Raw genomic sequence first — 13803 nt, 5'->3', positions numbered from 1 at the left:
AGAGCGATGCGCAATCCTGCGCATCGAGTCAAGGCGGGATTGCCGCAATAACGGGTGGCAGCCAGCGCTATTTTTTAGCCCGCTTGGCTCTTCCCCTGCCGGCCGTAGCGGCGGATGCGGCGACGCGCTTTTTCGGTTTGGTCGCTTCTGCCTTTTTAACTGCTACTGACTTTTTCTTGGGAGCGACTTTCTTCACCGGCTTGACCGCCTTAGTCGACTTGGCCTTCATCAGGTCCATGAAGCTCTGCTCGACACAGGCAGCATAAAATTCGGGATCCGGCATGATTTCCCGATCCGCAAGGAATGTCAGGATGACATTGCCATTATAGCTGGTCACGACATGGAACACGCCCTGCCCTTCGGCCAATATCCCCATGCCGAAAGATTTCACCAGCTTTGCGCCAGCAAAATACATCGGAACCATCGGTCCGGGTACGTTGGTCACCACCGTATTCACCGCCGGGTTCATGTTCTCAACCAGCCCCATCCGTACCATCAGTTTGGTACTCGCAGCGGTCAGTCCAGCAGGCATTGCGCCGGAAATCTCCATCAGGGTCTTGGCTCCCATCGCCTCGGTCATAGCCTTGGAGCGCTGGGTCTCGGCCATTACAAATTCGAGCCGCTCAGCCGCGCTATCGAGGTGCGTACCCGCACCGACCTGCATCATTGTCACCTGATTGCCGGCGCTTGCTTTGTCGTCATCAGATCGCACGGACACCGGCGCGCCGATTTTCAATGTTTTCTCCGGCAGATCATTTTTTGCCTTCAGATAGGCGCGCAGGGAACCGCCGACCAATGCAATCATCACATCATTCACCGTCGCGCCGGGAAAATTAATGCGGATTTTCTTGATATCGGCGAGTGAAAACTCCCGTCCGTCAAACACCCGGTGCGGGGAGATTTTTTTGTTAAACCGCGTTTTGGGTGCACGCCCCTTGGCATCATCGCGCTGTTTCATCCGCCGAGTCAGGTCGAACATCCGCTTGGGTACAGGCAGCAGGTTTTGTAAAGTCTTCAGACCGCGCACCGGGTTCACGACATTGTTAATTTGTGCCTTGAACAACAGATTGAGCGGTGCCGGATCGGGCTCAGGGCGATAATTGCCTTCAAATTCGCGCGGTGCCATTTTCGCATCCATGTCATGCAACGCCAATGTCATCTCAAGGCCCGACTTGCCGTCCATCGCCGCATGATGGAACTTATGGAGGACCGCGAAGCTGCCCGGCGGCACGCCATCAACATTATTCAGCCCCTCAATCACCGTAAATTCCCACAGTGGCCGTTTCATATCGAGCGGGCGCGCATAAATGCGGGCGGCCTGAATGCAGAGCTGCCGCCAATCCCCAGGCTGCGGTAATGCGATATGGCGAACATGATATTCGAGATCAAAATCCGCGTCATCCACCCAATAGGGGTGATCGAGATCAAGCGGCACGCGCACCAGTTTTTGCCGGAAAATCCGTGCGCCATCGAGCCGGCCTTCAATATAACGCAAAATATCCTTGAAACCGACGGCACCTTTCTTCCCGCCATTTGTAGCCGGAGCGGTGGAAGGATCATAGATCAGCATCTGGCCGATATGCATTGGCGTTGACTGTGTTTCCGTATAGGCAAATAGCGCATCGAGCGTGCTAAGTTGTTCCATGTATCCAATTCCCTCCATCATTCCGAATGCGCGATTAGAATCCGGTTAGTAAGCAACATAAATGAGATTTGCCAAAGAAGCGAATCAGTTAAGCACTTTACCAATCACGCATTTGCAATCCTGCCAGCAGTTCGGCCAGCCAGCGCCCCGCGATAAGTGCGGTGATGTTCCCGATATCGCTATTGGGATCAAATTCAGTCAGATCGACCGCGCGAACTTTTTGGTGAGAGGCGACTAATCGTGTCGCGGCGAAAAATTCCGTTGGTGTCATTCCTCCTGATCGTCCTCCCGTCGCACCAGGAGAAAGTGCGCGGTCAATGACATCAATATCGAAATCGACGTAAATATACTCGCACCGATCCGATAGCCGATCGAGGGCCTCCGAGATCACAGCGTCCAGACCCCGCTCCCGGCAATCAGCCATTGTATAAACCGAGATTTCTTCCGTCTTTGCAAGATCGTGCATCGCTTTGCTGTTGGCGAAGGGTGCCAAACCAATTTGCGCGATATGGTTTCCCGACAAGCCGTCTTCCAGCAGCGCCGATATGGGGTTGCCGTTTATCAAACCTTGCGCGGTGGGTCGCAGATCAAAATGGGCGTCCAGCGTTAACACACCCACGGTGTCGAGAGCGACGTCGACAGCATGAACACCCGCTCTGGTAATCCCGTTATGCCCACCCAATACAGCGGTCAGCGGGTGCCGACTGACGAGCGGCTGGATTGCCTTGACCAGAGGCGCGAAACCTTCGGCAGGCGAGAAACCGGCAATCAGAACGTCTCCGGCATCAAAAATGCTGCTCCCGGCCAGTTCGATTTCGCTTTCCAGATCATAAGTGCTTATCCGGCTCAATATGTTGCGCACGACTCCCGGCGCTTCATCGCAAGCGTTCTTAGACACCGATCCCAATGTCATTGGCGCGCCGATCAACGCCATATCCGCCGCAACATCATGGCCCAAAAGTCCGGCGATGGACGGCCAATCGGAATTTTGGTTCACGGTCATTCTTTGCCTCTCCAGCTATCAACAGCCATAGCGAGTGTTCTTTTCCCAGAAGCGGACTATAAGGCCTTAGATAGATGGAAGCGACCTCTATGCGAAACAGGCTTTATCATGTGGGATAGACTTTGGTTGAATGCGAATTTGGCCACGATGGCTGATGCCGAAGGCTATGGGTTGATCGCCAATGGCGCTATCGCCTGCAAGGGCGGACGCATTGCCTGGATTGGTCCGCAGGCTGCATTGCCCGACGCACCTGATAGTCTCGCTTTTGATATTGTGGATGCTGGCGGCCGATTGATGACGCCGGGCCTGATCGACTGTCACACCCATCTGGTTTTTGGCGGTAATCGCGCCGGCGAATTTGAAATGCGGCTCGAAGGAGCGAGCTACGAAGAAATTGCGCGTGCTGGCGGCGGGATTATCTCCACCGTCAAAGCGACAAGGCAGGCAGATGAGGAAGTGCTCTACGAGAGTGCATCTGCACGGCTGAAGAATGTGCAGGCCGAAGGCGTGACCACCATCGAGATTAAATCGGGTTACGGGCTGGACATCGCCAGCGAGGTAAAAATGCTGCGGGTGGCGCAATCGCTGGAACGGGATAATCCGGTTCGGGTACAAAAAACATTCCTCGGCGCACATGCTGTTCCGCCCGAATATGCGGGGCGAGCTGATGATTATCTGGACCATGTCATTGATGATATGTTGCCTGCTATTGCGGCGATGGGCCTCATTGATGCCGTTGATGCCTTTTGCGAAAATATTGCCTTTAGCGCAGTACAGCTGACCCGCCTGTTCGACGCTGCCCATGCGCTGGGTCTTCCCGTTAAATTGCATGCGGAACAATTGTCGGATTGTGGCGGTTCCCGCATGGCAGCATCCCATGGCGCGCTTTCTGTCGACCATCTGGAATATCTGGATGAAGCAGACATCCCGCTGCTTGCCAAACATGGCACGGTTGCCACGCTTCTGCCCGGCGCTTTCTATTATCTGAAGGAAACCCGATTGCCGCCGGTTGCAGCGCTGCGCACTGCCGGTGTGCCTATGGCGCTTGCGACCGATTGCAATCCGGGCTCCTCGCCCATTACATCACCGTTGCTGATACTCAATATGGGGTGCACACTCTTCGGAATGACGCCCGCCGAAGCACTGCGCGGCATGACGATCAACGCCGCCAAGGCCTTGGGGCGACAGCCCGATATTGGCTCGCTTGAGCTTGGCAAAGCTGCTGATCTGGCGATCTGGAATATCGACCATCCCGCAGAACTCAGCTACTGGATTGGTGCTAACGCGCTTCACCAAAGCTATTTTGCCGGTGATCCGGCTTTCGCAGCATGAACAATTTATAGCGTCAATTGATCTGGCAGGATATTGAGAATGAACATTGAAATCATCATCCCCGGGTCGGTGGACCTTCCCGTTTTGGAACGCATCTACCGCCAGGGTCTGGCCGCAGCATTATCTGCAGATGCCAAACCAAAAGTCGATCAAGCCGCCCAAGTCGTCGCAAAAGCGGCTGTTGGCAGCGATGCGGTTTACGGGATTAATACCGGCTTTGGCAAATTGGCGCAGACCCGGATTGACGCCAGCCAGACCGAAACATTGCAGCGCAATCTGATCTTGTCCCATTGTTGCGGTGTGGGTGAGCCCATGCCCCGCCCGCTGGTGCGCTTGATGATGTCGCTCAAACTCAATTCTCTTGGCCGCGGTGCTTCTGGCGTTCGCTGGGAATTGATAGGTTTGTTGCAGGATATGCTTGCCAATAACGTAATGCCCGATGTCCCTGCACAGGGATCGGTTGGTGCATCCGGTGATCTGGCTCCGCTCGCCCATATGGCAGCAGCAATGATGGGCGAGGGACAAGCTTACCATGAGGATAAACTCATGTCTGCTGGGGAAGCCCTTGCCCAGGCGGGCCTTAAGCCTATTGTCCTGCAAGCCAAAGAAGGGTTGGCCCTTATCAACGGTACCCAATTTTCCTGCGCTTATGCTCTCGCGGCCTTTTTTGACACTTGGCGTCTGGCCCAATCGTCCCTGATAACCGGCGCGCTGGCGACTGACGCGGCCATGGGTTCGTCCGCGCCGTTCCATCCGGAAATCCACGCGCTGAGAGGCCATCAGGGACAGATAGATGTCGCCGCTGCACTGCGCGCCTTGATGGAGAACAGCGTACTGCGAGAATCCCACCGGATTGATGATGACCGAGTGCAGGATCCCTATTGCCTGCGCTGCCAACCGCAGGTGGTGGGCGCGTGCATCGATATGCTGCGCCATGTTGGTCGGGTTCTTGCTATTGAGGCCAATGCGGTCACCGATAATCCGCTTATTGTGGACGACGGCGCAATCATGTCGGGCGGCAATTTTCATGCGGAGCCCGTGGCCTTTGCCGCCGACCAGATGGCAATCGCGATTTCAGAACTCGGCGCGATTGCCCAGCGGCGGATTTCGACTTTGGTGGACCCCGCTCTCAACAGCGGCCTGCCGGCATTTCTCAGTCCGGATCCCGGCATTAACAGCGGCTTCATGATCGCCGAAGTGACCAGCGCAGCTCTCATGTCGGAAAACAAGCAGAGGACAATGCCGGCCAGTGTCGATTCCACCCCGACCAGCGCCAATCAGGAAGATCACGTATCGATGGCGGCCCACGGAGCGCGGCGGCTGATGCAGATGAACGACAATCTGGCGATCATCATTGCTATTGAATGGCTGGTCGCTTCGCAGGGCATTGAGCTACGCGCACCGCTGACCACCAGCCCATTGCTGAGTGGCGCAATCGCAAAATTGCGCATCAGGATACCGGCCCTTGAGAATGACAGGTATATGGCAGATGACCTTGCCGCCGCTGGGCAGCAAGTTTCCAACGGGGATCTCGTCCGGACGGTCCCGAATAATATTCTTCCACAACCATGAGCGAGGCCCAGATATGACTGATCGCAGAAAAAACAGCCGGAGCGTGAAGGCTCCTATGGGAAGCCAATTGCACTGCAAGAGCTGGCAGACCGAAGCACCTTATCGCATGCTGATGAATAACCTTGATCCCGAGGTAGCAGAAAACCCCGACGAGCTCGTGGTTTATGGCGGCATCGGCAGAGCCGCCCGCAATTGGGCTGCTTTTGACAGTATCATTGAACAGCTTGAAAATCTTGAGGGCGACGAGACATTGCTGGTGCAATCAGGCAAGCCCGTCGGCGTCTTCAAAACCCATGAAAATGCACCCCGCGTTCTCATCGCCAATTCCAATCTGGTGCCGCATTGGGCGACCTGGGACCATTTCCACGAGCTCGATAAAAAGGGCCTGATGATGTACGGCCAGATGACGGCGGGAAGCTGGATATATATCGGCTCCCAAGGCATTGTGCAGGGCACCTACGAGACATTTGTCGAAGCCGGTCGCCAGCATTATGGCGGCGATCTGTCCGGTCGCTGGATATTGACCGGAGGATTGGGCGGCATGGGCGGCGCTCAACCTTTGGCGGCCACGATGGCGGGGGCGAGCTGTATCGCAGTGGAATGCGACGAGACCCGCATCGATTTCCGCTTGCGCACGCGCTATGTCGACAAAAAAGCCAAGACACTCGATGAGGCGCTGGCGATGATCGAGGCGGCCAAGGCAGAAGGCAAACCCGTCTCGGTTGGTCTGCTCGGCAACGCCGCCGATATTTTCCCCGAAATCTATGAGCGCGGCATCCGCCCGGACCTGGTGACGGATCAAACCTCCGCTCATGATCCGATCAATGGCTATTTACCACAAGGCTGGACCATGGCGAAATGGCAAGCCAAGCGGGAGAGCGACCCCAAAGCCGTGGAGGCCGCTGCCCGTGCGTCCATGAAAGTCCACGTCGCGGCGATGGTTGATTTCTGGAACGCCAAAGTGCCGACGGTCGACTACGGAAATAATATACGCCAGGTTGCGCTCGAAGAAGGCTTGAAAACCGCCTTTGCCTTTCCCGGCTTTGTGCCCGCCTATATCCGGCCGCTATTTTGTCGCGGTGTTGGCCCGTTCCGCTGGGTAGCGCTATCGGGTGATCCGGAAGATATTTACAAAACCGACGCGAAGGTGAAAGAGCTTTTGCCCGACAATCATCACTTGCATAATTGGCTCGACATGGCGCGCGAACGCATCGCGTTTCAGGGTCTACCTGCCCGCATATGCTGGGTGGGCTTGGGCGATAGGCACCGGCTTGGAATGGCGTTTAACGAAATGGTCGCCCGCGGAGAGCTCAGCGCGCCAGTGGTGATTGGCCGCGATCATCTCGACAGCGGTTCTGTTGCCTCACCCAATCGTGAAACCGAGGCAATGCGTGATGGGTCAGATGCCGTGTCAGACTGGCCGCTGCTTAACGCGCTGCTCAACACAGCGTCCGGCGCGACTTGGGTCAGCCTGCATCATGGCGGCGGCGTTGGCATGGGGTTTTCACAGCATGCCGGGATGGTGATTTGTGCCGATGGAACCGAGGATGCGAGGCAAAGGCTGGAACGAGTATTGTGGAACGATCCGGCTACCGGCGTGATGCGCCATGCTAATGCAGGCTATGAAACGGCGAAGGATTGCGCCCGCGAGCATCGCTTGAATTTGCCCGGAATATGATGCCAATCACGAAATCCCATCCGTTGCGGCCAAAGGATGGTTCGAGGCCCAAAATAGCAACCAGCTCAGAGCTCAATAAACGCCTTTATTCGCCGTCGCAATTCCGCTAACGCGCCAGTGAGTGATCAAAGGCTACCGTTTTGGAGGCCTCGTGAATGCACCTGTAGCTCAGCTGGATAGAGCGCTACCCTCCGAAGGCAGAGGTCAAGTCAGGAATGGATCAAAAAGAGGAATTTTTTGCTATTATACCAAGTCTCTTACGCACTTTCGCCGTATCGGCTTCACAATGCTGATTTTTCCGCGTAAGCATCGCGTAAGCAATATGCACCCGTAGCTCAGCTGGATAGAGTGTCGCCCTCCGAAGGCGAAGGTCACAGGTTCGAATCCTGTCGGGTGCGCCAGCTTACATTTCTGTTATTGATACGTTGGCATTGAGATTATTCTGTTTGGCAATGATCGGGGTCGGACCCTTCTAACTTTTTATCAGTAGGTGACTGGCTCGAAACCAGCAGGGCTCACCATATTTTTCATATAGTTAGTGTGAAACACCGTTCTAAAAATTTGAATTAGAACGGTAAACTGCGTTTGAAACATGGCGATGTTGGCCGGGTTTTGAAAATCATCAATAATCGCAATGGTAAATAAATGAGCAATTGCATCTCCACCTGCTTTGCTGATCGCTTCAGCTAGTTCGAACAGTTTTAGGTATCCGCATTTGACCGAGCAGGTGCGCGGGAAGTTTGAAAGCGGGATTGGCATTTTTTTGGAACGGAAGCCAATGCAGGCCAGACTTTCAAACTGCGCTTTCGTTGGAAGATGATTTCTCAAGATCACGCTTTTTGGGAACAAGCTTACCCGCGCCCTGAAAACGGAGATTGGGAAATCAATTGGACGCTCGACTTAACGTGCCCTGCTTCTGCGGTGGACCGGTAAAGTTGAGAAATGAGCGTTGGGTGACGGTTCGACCTGTAGCTTTTGGAGACGGCAAAATATGGCATGAACTGCGGCTTGCCAATCTCAACAACTTCCGATCTTGTAGGGCGTGCAGCCCGCATGTCTACTTTGTACAAAGTTGTACATCCGGGCAATAAATCCTTCTGTTTCACCCGATACCATGGTTGCGGAAGCTTTCGGCTAGTTTGTCAAGCGGCCCCACATTTTTTCGGATACGCGAAAGTATTAGTGCACCTTGAATGCCTGCGATGAAGGCCTCTCCCTTCGAGGCAGCATCAAGAGAATCGTTCCCGTTTTTTTTGAAGGCATCAGCTACAATGGTGATCCATCGATCAATTGCGACAAGGCCGGCGGCCCTGATTTCAGGCGAATGCGGCGCACATTCCAACATGGTTGTTGCGATTGGACAACCGGAGGAAAAGTCGCTTGTCTCCATCCATATTGCATAGGTGTCAGCAACGGCGGTCACAAACTGGTCAGAACCGCTGCTTGCCTCCAAATGTTCCTGCATCATATTGGCCACCATGTTTCCGGCAAGTTCGATTGTTGCTACTGCAAGATCCTCCTTTCCCCCGGAAAATAGTGATAAAGCGAACCCTTGGGCGCTCCGCTTTCAGCGATAATTTGTTGCAGGCCGGTGGCAGCATATCCCTGCTGCCGAAAGAGACGCATTGCCGTGCGAACCAGATTTTCCTTGTGCAAAGGCTTTCGGGCCATCGATATGCTCCTTCCATTGATTATTGAACTACACTGACAATTCATTGTCTTGCATGCAACAAAATGTTTATATAGACCGGTCATTATAATGATGGAGAATCAGTATGACTGTGAATTGTAAAATTGAAGATGGCATTGCGCACATCACGATGGATGATGGCAAGGTCAACGCACTTTCGGGTGAGCGCCTGGGCGAATTATCTGCAGCCTTGAAACAAGCAAAAAATGCGGATGCCATTGCTTTCATTTCCGGGCGCCCGGGTATATTCTCTGCCGGATTTGATATGAATGTATTCGCGCTTGGAGAAGGGCCATCACGAGACATGTTGTCTGCCGGTATCAGGGCAATCGTCGATATATTGGCCCATCCCCGTCCGGTTGTCACATTCTGCACTGGCCATGCCTATCCGATGGGTGCATTCCTGATGCTGGCCGCTGATCTCAGGTTGGGGTTGAATGGCGATTTCAAGATCGGCATGAATGAAACAGCGATCAAAATTGATGTTCCGGACTTTGCACTGGCACTTGCCAATGCTCGGCTCACACCTGCGGCACGTACCGGGATTCCTGTGGCCAGAATGTTTTCTCCTGAGGAATCAATCGCAGCAGGCTATCTTGACTTCATTGCTCAAGAAAATGATTGCGAAGATCTGATTGGCGGACAACTGTCAGCATTGCAGTTGCTGGACCATGGCGCATTCCGGTCAACCAAAGCGCGTCAAAATAATGCGCTGATCAAAGCCATTAACAAGGCCGGAGTTCCAGACAGCCTGACCGCTTAATTTTCAATATATGAACACATGTATATTAAACCGCTCATGTCGCAGAAACCAGATTTTCAAATTGTGCAGATTTCAGCAAACCAGCCGGAAGACCTGACTGCAATCCTAGATTTGTTTGGCGATGCTTTTGAAGATGCTCAAACATATTGCGCCGCGCAGCCCGATAAGGCGTATCATGAGAAATTGCTCGCAAGCGACAATTTCATCGCTTTGGCGGCTTTGCATGAAGAGCAGACTGTCGGCGCGCTAACCGCCTATGTTCTGCCAAAGCCAGAACGCGAGCGCAGTGAGATTTACATCTATGATCTTGCGGTAGCCGAACATTTTCGGCGCAAAGGTATTGGCACTGGATTGATTGAGAAAGTGAAAGAGTTGGCAATCGAAAAAGGGGCCTGGGTCATATTCGTTCAGGCCGACCATGATGATGAACCGCCGATAGCGCTCTATACCAAGTTGGGTGAGCGAGAAGATGTATTACATTTCGATATTGCGCCAGCAAAGCGCGAATGAATTTGAAAGCAAGTTTAGAAAATTCCGGCTGTTCTCAATCTGGCGTTTGCTGGCGTAGAGATCGAAGCCAATACCAGCAAATCGGCGGAATGATCAGTTCCAGAGCACCTAGGAAAATAAACAGGGGAAAAGGCCAGCCCACTTGAACTACCGAAATTATCCGCGCGATGCCGCCGAAAAAGAAAACTGCCATCAAAGCTAAATAAACGCCGGATCGGTTTTCCAGATCAAAACTGCACCAGATAATTGCCAAGCCAAATCCCAGAAAAAGGGATGCATAGAAGCGGTCTTCGCTGTCCATCGTCGCATTAACTGGCACACCGCCGGGAATGACGTCCGGACCCAGCACGATATGGGACAAAGCGACAATGACACACACAAATCCGAATAGCCGGGAGAAATAGATCAGCGCCGTTCTCATAGGGATTCAATTAGACCAATTGATATATTTTTGCAAAAATATTTTGGCCCGCAAACGTTTGAGCAAATTGTCAGAGCCGAGCTAATCATACCAAACTCTCCCAGAAGCGAAGAGCAACATTGTTTAGTTCTTCCGGTCGTTCTTCGGGGAAAAACAGTTTGGCTCCGCCGATTTCAATAACATCTCGGGCCTCTATCAGAGCATCCTTCAGCCAATAAGCCCATTGTACGGGAAAAAATACATCATTGGTTCCCCAGACGATGAGGGAAGGAATTCTTAGTTTTCGCAGATCATTTTCAATCACGACAAGTTGCTGATGATCCTGGAGCCCCGCATAGCGATTAAACGCGGCCTTTCGCTCGGCTGACGAAACGATCGGAACCATATTTGCGTCTATCGACTCACGAGTCGTCATTGCCTTGGCATTTTCGTAAACCATCGGTCCGATCCCACCGTCAGCATAAAATACTTCCGGTGATCCAATCATCAGTCCAAACTGGTCTGCTAGGAGGCCTGCTCTTGCCGCATCTCTAATTTCGCCCAGCGCTTCGGGAGGCCAGTTGTCATGCACATCGCAGTTTGTGATGACCATTGACCGCACACGATCTGGAGCCTTGACGGCCATGATCTGGCCGACCGCACCGCCGCTATCGTTAAGTAGCAGATCAAATTTCTCGATTCCTATTTCTGTTAATGCTTCCAAAATCATCTGGGCCTGCTCCCGGAAACTTACATCCTGATCGGGATTAGCCTCCGTATCACCATGCGCCATCAGATCGACTGCGAGGCACCTTCGACGGGGATAAAAAGAGTCAATTTGATGCCGCCAAAAATAGGAGCTCTGCCCGAGTCCGTGGATCATGACAGCTGGGAAGCCTGTTCCGCAATCCAGGTATGACATCGTACCGAAGCGTGTTTTGACCGTGCTTTTCTTCATGAGCGGCTCATGCACATTGGTATTTTTTAGCATCACAATACTCCAGGTCGCCTTTGGGTGATTTATCCTCGTTTACATAACATAATTATGTTTTGTCAATGCCGATTGATTCTAACTCTGGCTTATTTAATAACCGGAAGATAAGGATATGCCTGCAATGACAAGCCAGGCCAGCAAAAGTGAAGCAACAAAAGAGCGAATTATCGCCACTGCGAGAACTATGTTTGCTGCGAATGGCTATGCGGATACGGCGCTTTCCGACATTGTCGCGGAAACGGCCATCACGACTGGCGCTATCTATCATCATTTTGGTGGGAAGAAGGAACTGTTTCAGGCAGTGGCTGAGAATGTAGAAAAAGACATTCTCAGTGCTGTGGCGACAGCGGCGACTTCAAAGAAATATCCGTGGGACCAGCTATTGGCAGGCGTATCGGCTATGCTGGAACATTGCACCGCACCGGATGTGCAGAGAATCGTATTTATCGACGCTCCAACGGTTATTGGGCCTGCTGCGTGGCGTGAAATTGAAATGAAATATGCCTTTGGAGCAATGCAGCAGAGCCTACAAACTTTGATCTCCTTGGGGCAGGTTCGCCCTTTTGCAGCTGATCCTCTCGCTTCAATTTTGTTGGGCGCGTTGATCGAGGCTGCCCATAGTGTTGCCAGATCAGAGGATCAGGCTCGCAGCCTGAAAGAAGCGCGAGAAATGATGCGCTTGCTTTTTGAGTCAATCAAAACGACTTGACCTTGATGCTAAAATAACATAATCATATTATGCTGGGCCAACAGCAGACGCCCGATAAATCGAGGTGGCTTCCACCCAAGCTCTGCTCCGTTGTCTTTTCAGGGCCGGGCCGTGCGAGCGTGAACCAGCTTTGGGTAATAATCGGAGTTTGGATATGGAAATCGCCTCAAGCATGTCTGCTGTTGGCATCATTCTAACATCAATCATCATCCTGTCTCTTGTCGAAGCGCTGATACCTCTCAGGCGGCGCTCAGACTGGAGCAAACGTCATCTTGCGCCCAACCTCGTCATGACGTTTCTGACCTTTGCAACCAACCTCATTTTCAACATCCCGTTTCTCTTCGGCTTGGTCTGGCTACAATCCAGAGGCTGGGGTCTCTTCAACGCAGTGACGTTACCTACCGCTATAACTCTTCTGGGAACTGTCATCATCCTCGACTTTGCGTGGTATCTTACCCATGTATCCATGCATAAAATTCCATCTTTTTGGAGAGTGCATGCCGTTCACCACTCTGATCCCATCGTCGATGTTACCACGACCGTAAGGCAGCATCCATTGGAAGGCGTCATACGCTATCTGTTTCTCGCTGCCTTTGCGTTTTCATTCGGCGTGCCACCTGCAGGATTTGCAATATACCGGATATGGTCGGTCCTATACGGTCAGTTCGAGCACGCAAATATCCGGCTCCCCCAATGGCTCGATACCGCCATTACATTCATCGCTGCCAGCCCCAATATGCACAAAATCCATCATTCAGCCAATCAACGGTACACCGACACCAATTACAGCAGCATATTGAATTGGGACCGCCTGTTCGGAACGTTTGTTCCCTCAAAATTTGGAACCGATGTCCGATATGGACTTGATGGATATTATACGGAGAAACAGCAATCGGTGGCCGGAATGCTAGTCCTGCCATTTCACAAAAACTTGAGCAACAACCTCATGGGAGAGCACAATGAAGATGAACAGTAACTTGGCCGACACCATGCCCTTTTCAAAACTCATGGGCGTTAAAATTATTCGCGCGGAAAAGGATGGTGTGATTGGGGAGCTGCTTGTAAAAGAAGAACTGTGCACAACTAGCGGAACCATCCACGGCGGTGCGATTATGGCATTTGCCGATTCTCTTGGCGCTATCGCCGGTTTCTTGAATTTGCCAAGTGGTTCGAATGGCACCACGACCACGGAAAGCAAAACCAATTTTCTGGGCGCGTCGCTCGAAGGATCATTGATAACCGGCGAAACGAAACCCATCCATGTCGGGCGGCGACTTTCCGTGTGGCAGACAAGGATTACACGCCCCGATGGAAAACTCATTGCGCTCACGACGCAAACGCAAATGACGCTATAATCTTTGCTTTAACCTAATGACAGGATTTCGGCGACGGTAAATTGGATGCGATTGCAAGCAATTGGGGCGTAAGCGGTACGGCAGCTGTCGAAATTGCAAGTACGTATCCACCATGTCCGCCGGAAAGCATGTTAAGATACATGTTCCAGCAA

General features: G+C 52.6%; 15 protein-coding genes and 1 tRNA gene. 9 read left to right on the top strand and 7 right to left on the bottom strand.

Annotation, left to right across the window (positions count from 1 at the left end):
* Window positions 1-67: 67 nt before the first annotated feature.
* Window positions 68-1645 carry a WS/DGAT/MGAT family O-acyltransferase gene (locus HF685_RS12085; RefSeq protein ID WP_168820200.1) on the bottom strand — a complete coding sequence of 526 codons (1578 nt, stop codon included), beginning with the start codon at window positions 1643-1645 and terminating at the stop codon, window positions 68-70.
* Between the two features lie 97 nt (window positions 1646-1742).
* Window positions 1743-2648, bottom strand: coding sequence for an arginase family protein (locus HF685_RS12080; protein WP_168820199.1), 906 nt, complete (start codon window positions 2646-2648; stop codon window positions 1743-1745).
* A 108-nt stretch (window positions 2649-2756) separates the two neighbouring features.
* Here HF685_RS12080 and hutI point away from each other — a divergent pair, with 108 nt between their 5' ends.
* The 4 genes from hutI (at window position 2757) to HF685_RS12060 (ending at window position 7631) form a co-directional block, all read left to right on the top strand.
* Window positions 2757-3980, top strand: a complete 1224-nt coding sequence (hutI, locus tag HF685_RS12075; RefSeq protein ID WP_168820198.1) for an imidazolonepropionase — start codon at window positions 2757-2759, stop codon at window positions 3978-3980.
* 39 nt (window positions 3981-4019) lie between these two features.
* A complete protein-coding gene (gene hutH / locus HF685_RS12070) occupies window positions 4020-5552 on the top strand; it encodes a histidine ammonia-lyase (RefSeq protein ID WP_168820197.1) in 1533 nt (510 codons plus the stop codon).
* Window positions 5553-5565: 13 nt separating this feature from the next.
* A complete protein-coding gene (gene hutU / locus HF685_RS12065) occupies window positions 5566-7230 on the top strand; it encodes a urocanate hydratase (RefSeq protein ID WP_168820196.1) in 1665 nt (554 codons plus the stop codon).
* A gap of 324 nt (window positions 7231-7554) precedes the next feature.
* A tRNA-Arg gene (locus HF685_RS12060) sits at window positions 7555-7631 on the top strand.
* Window positions 7632-7713: 82 nt separating this feature from the next.
* Here HF685_RS12060 and HF685_RS12055 read toward each other — a convergent pair.
* The 3 genes from HF685_RS12055 to HF685_RS16730 all read right to left on the bottom strand — a co-directional run bounded on the left by HF685_RS12055 (window position 7714) and on the right by HF685_RS16730 (window position 8856).
* Window positions 7714-8064, bottom strand: a complete 351-nt coding sequence (locus HF685_RS12055) for a hypothetical protein (protein WP_211051177.1) — start codon at window positions 8062-8064, stop codon at window positions 7714-7716.
* Window positions 8065-8332: 268 nt separating this feature from the next.
* Window positions 8333-8698 (bottom strand): LmrA/YxaF family transcription factor, encoded by a 366-nt coding sequence (locus HF685_RS16400; RefSeq protein ID WP_246218856.1) that lies wholly within the window; start codon window positions 8696-8698, stop codon window positions 8333-8335.
* Window positions 8699-8733: 35 nt separating this feature from the next.
* On the bottom strand, window positions 8734-8856 hold the full coding sequence (locus HF685_RS16730) for a helix-turn-helix domain-containing protein (protein WP_425500187.1): 123 nt from the start codon (window positions 8854-8856) through the stop codon (window positions 8734-8736).
* A 149-nt stretch (window positions 8857-9005) separates the two neighbouring features.
* Here HF685_RS16730 and HF685_RS12045 point away from each other — a divergent pair, with 149 nt between their 5' ends.
* Together HF685_RS12045 and HF685_RS12040 are read left to right on the top strand one after the other, a co-directional pair.
* A complete protein-coding gene (locus HF685_RS12045; protein WP_168820194.1) occupies window positions 9006-9683 on the top strand; it encodes a crotonase/enoyl-CoA hydratase family protein in 678 nt (225 codons plus the stop codon).
* Window positions 9684-9719: 36 nt separating this feature from the next.
* Window positions 9720-10193, top strand: coding sequence for an AAC(3)-I family aminoglycoside N-acetyltransferase (locus HF685_RS12040; protein WP_168820193.1), 474 nt, complete (start codon window positions 9720-9722; stop codon window positions 10191-10193).
* 34 nt (window positions 10194-10227) lie between these two features.
* On the opposite strand, the gene HF685_RS12035 is transcribed toward HF685_RS12040, so the two are convergent.
* Together HF685_RS12035 and HF685_RS12030 are read right to left on the bottom strand one after the other, a co-directional pair.
* The gene (locus HF685_RS12035; RefSeq protein ID WP_168820192.1) at window positions 10228-10614 is read right to left on the bottom strand and encodes a DUF4345 domain-containing protein; all 387 of its coding nucleotides are present in this window, start codon (window positions 10612-10614) and stop codon (window positions 10228-10230) included.
* Window positions 10615-10699: 85 nt separating this feature from the next.
* Entirely contained in the window at window positions 10700-11584 is an 885-nt protein-coding gene (locus tag HF685_RS12030; protein ID WP_168820191.1) for an alpha/beta fold hydrolase, read from the bottom strand.
* A gap of 187 nt (window positions 11585-11771) precedes the next feature.
* On the opposite strand from HF685_RS12030, the gene HF685_RS12025 reads away from it, so the two are divergent.
* From HF685_RS12025 to HF685_RS12015, 3 genes are all read left to right on the top strand, one after another.
* Window positions 11772-12296 (top strand): TetR/AcrR family transcriptional regulator, encoded by a 525-nt coding sequence (locus HF685_RS12025; protein WP_168820190.1) that lies wholly within the window; start codon window positions 11772-11774, stop codon window positions 12294-12296.
* A gap of 154 nt (window positions 12297-12450) precedes the next feature.
* Window positions 12451-13272: a sterol desaturase family protein gene (locus HF685_RS12020; protein WP_168820189.1), complete on the top strand. Its 822-nt coding sequence runs from the start codon at window positions 12451-12453 to the stop codon at window positions 13270-13272.
* Window positions 13256-13651, top strand: a complete 396-nt coding sequence (locus HF685_RS12015; RefSeq protein WP_246218603.1) for a PaaI family thioesterase — start codon at window positions 13256-13258, stop codon at window positions 13649-13651. The genes HF685_RS12020 and HF685_RS12015 overlap by 17 nt, the downstream gene beginning before the upstream one ends.
* Window positions 13652-13803: the final 152 nt, after the last annotated feature.

It is taken from the genome of Parasphingorhabdus halotolerans (assembly GCF_012516475.1).
GTDB lineage: Bacteria > Pseudomonadota > Alphaproteobacteria > Sphingomonadales > Sphingomonadaceae > Parasphingorhabdus > Parasphingorhabdus halotolerans.
The sequence above is the reverse complement of the archived record's forward strand: the minus strand, read 5'-3'. Positions and strand labels throughout refer to the sequence as shown.

Excerpts from the sequence above, each read along its gene's own strand:
- HF685_RS12040 (WP_168820193.1), top strand. The coding sequence starts at position 9,720 with ATGTCGCAGAAACCAGATTTTCAAATTGTGCAGATTTCAGCAAACCAG.
- HF685_RS12030 (WP_168820191.1), bottom strand. The coding sequence starts at position 11,584 with ATGCTAAAAAATACCAATGTGCATGAGCCGCTCATGAAGAAAAGCACG.
- HF685_RS12015 (WP_246218603.1), top strand. The coding sequence starts at position 13,256 with ATGAAGATGAACAGTAACTTGGCCGACACCATGCCCTTTTCAAAACTC.
- HF685_RS12020 (WP_168820189.1), top strand. The coding sequence starts at position 12,451 with ATGGAAATCGCCTCAAGCATGTCTGCTGTTGGCATCATTCTAACATCA.
- hutH (WP_168820197.1), top strand. The coding sequence starts at position 4,020 with ATGAACATTGAAATCATCATCCCCGGGTCGGTGGACCTTCCCGTTTTG.
- hutI (WP_168820198.1), top strand. The coding sequence starts at position 2,757 with ATGTGGGATAGACTTTGGTTGAATGCGAATTTGGCCACGATGGCTGAT.
- HF685_RS12085 (WP_168820200.1), bottom strand. The coding sequence starts at position 1,645 with ATGGAACAACTTAGCACGCTCGATGCGCTATTTGCCTATACGGAAACA.
- HF685_RS12025 (WP_168820190.1), top strand. The coding sequence starts at position 11,772 with ATGTTTGCTGCGAATGGCTATGCGGATACGGCGCTTTCCGACATTGTC.
- HF685_RS12045 (WP_168820194.1), top strand. The coding sequence starts at position 9,006 with ATGACTGTGAATTGTAAAATTGAAGATGGCATTGCGCACATCACGATG.
- HF685_RS12035 (WP_168820192.1), bottom strand. The coding sequence starts at position 10,614 with ATGAGAACGGCGCTGATCTATTTCTCCCGGCTATTCGGATTTGTGTGT.
- HF685_RS16400 (WP_246218856.1), bottom strand. The coding sequence starts at position 8,698 with ATGATGCAGGAACATTTGGAGGCAAGCAGCGGTTCTGACCAGTTTGTG.
- hutU (WP_168820196.1), top strand. The coding sequence starts at position 5,566 with ATGACTGATCGCAGAAAAAACAGCCGGAGCGTGAAGGCTCCTATGGGA.
- HF685_RS12080 (WP_168820199.1), bottom strand. The coding sequence starts at position 2,648 with ATGACCGTGAACCAAAATTCCGATTGGCCGTCCATCGCCGGACTTTTG.
- HF685_RS16730 (WP_425500187.1), bottom strand. The coding sequence starts at position 8,856 with ATGCGTCTCTTTCGGCAGCAGGGATATGCTGCCACCGGCCTGCAACAA.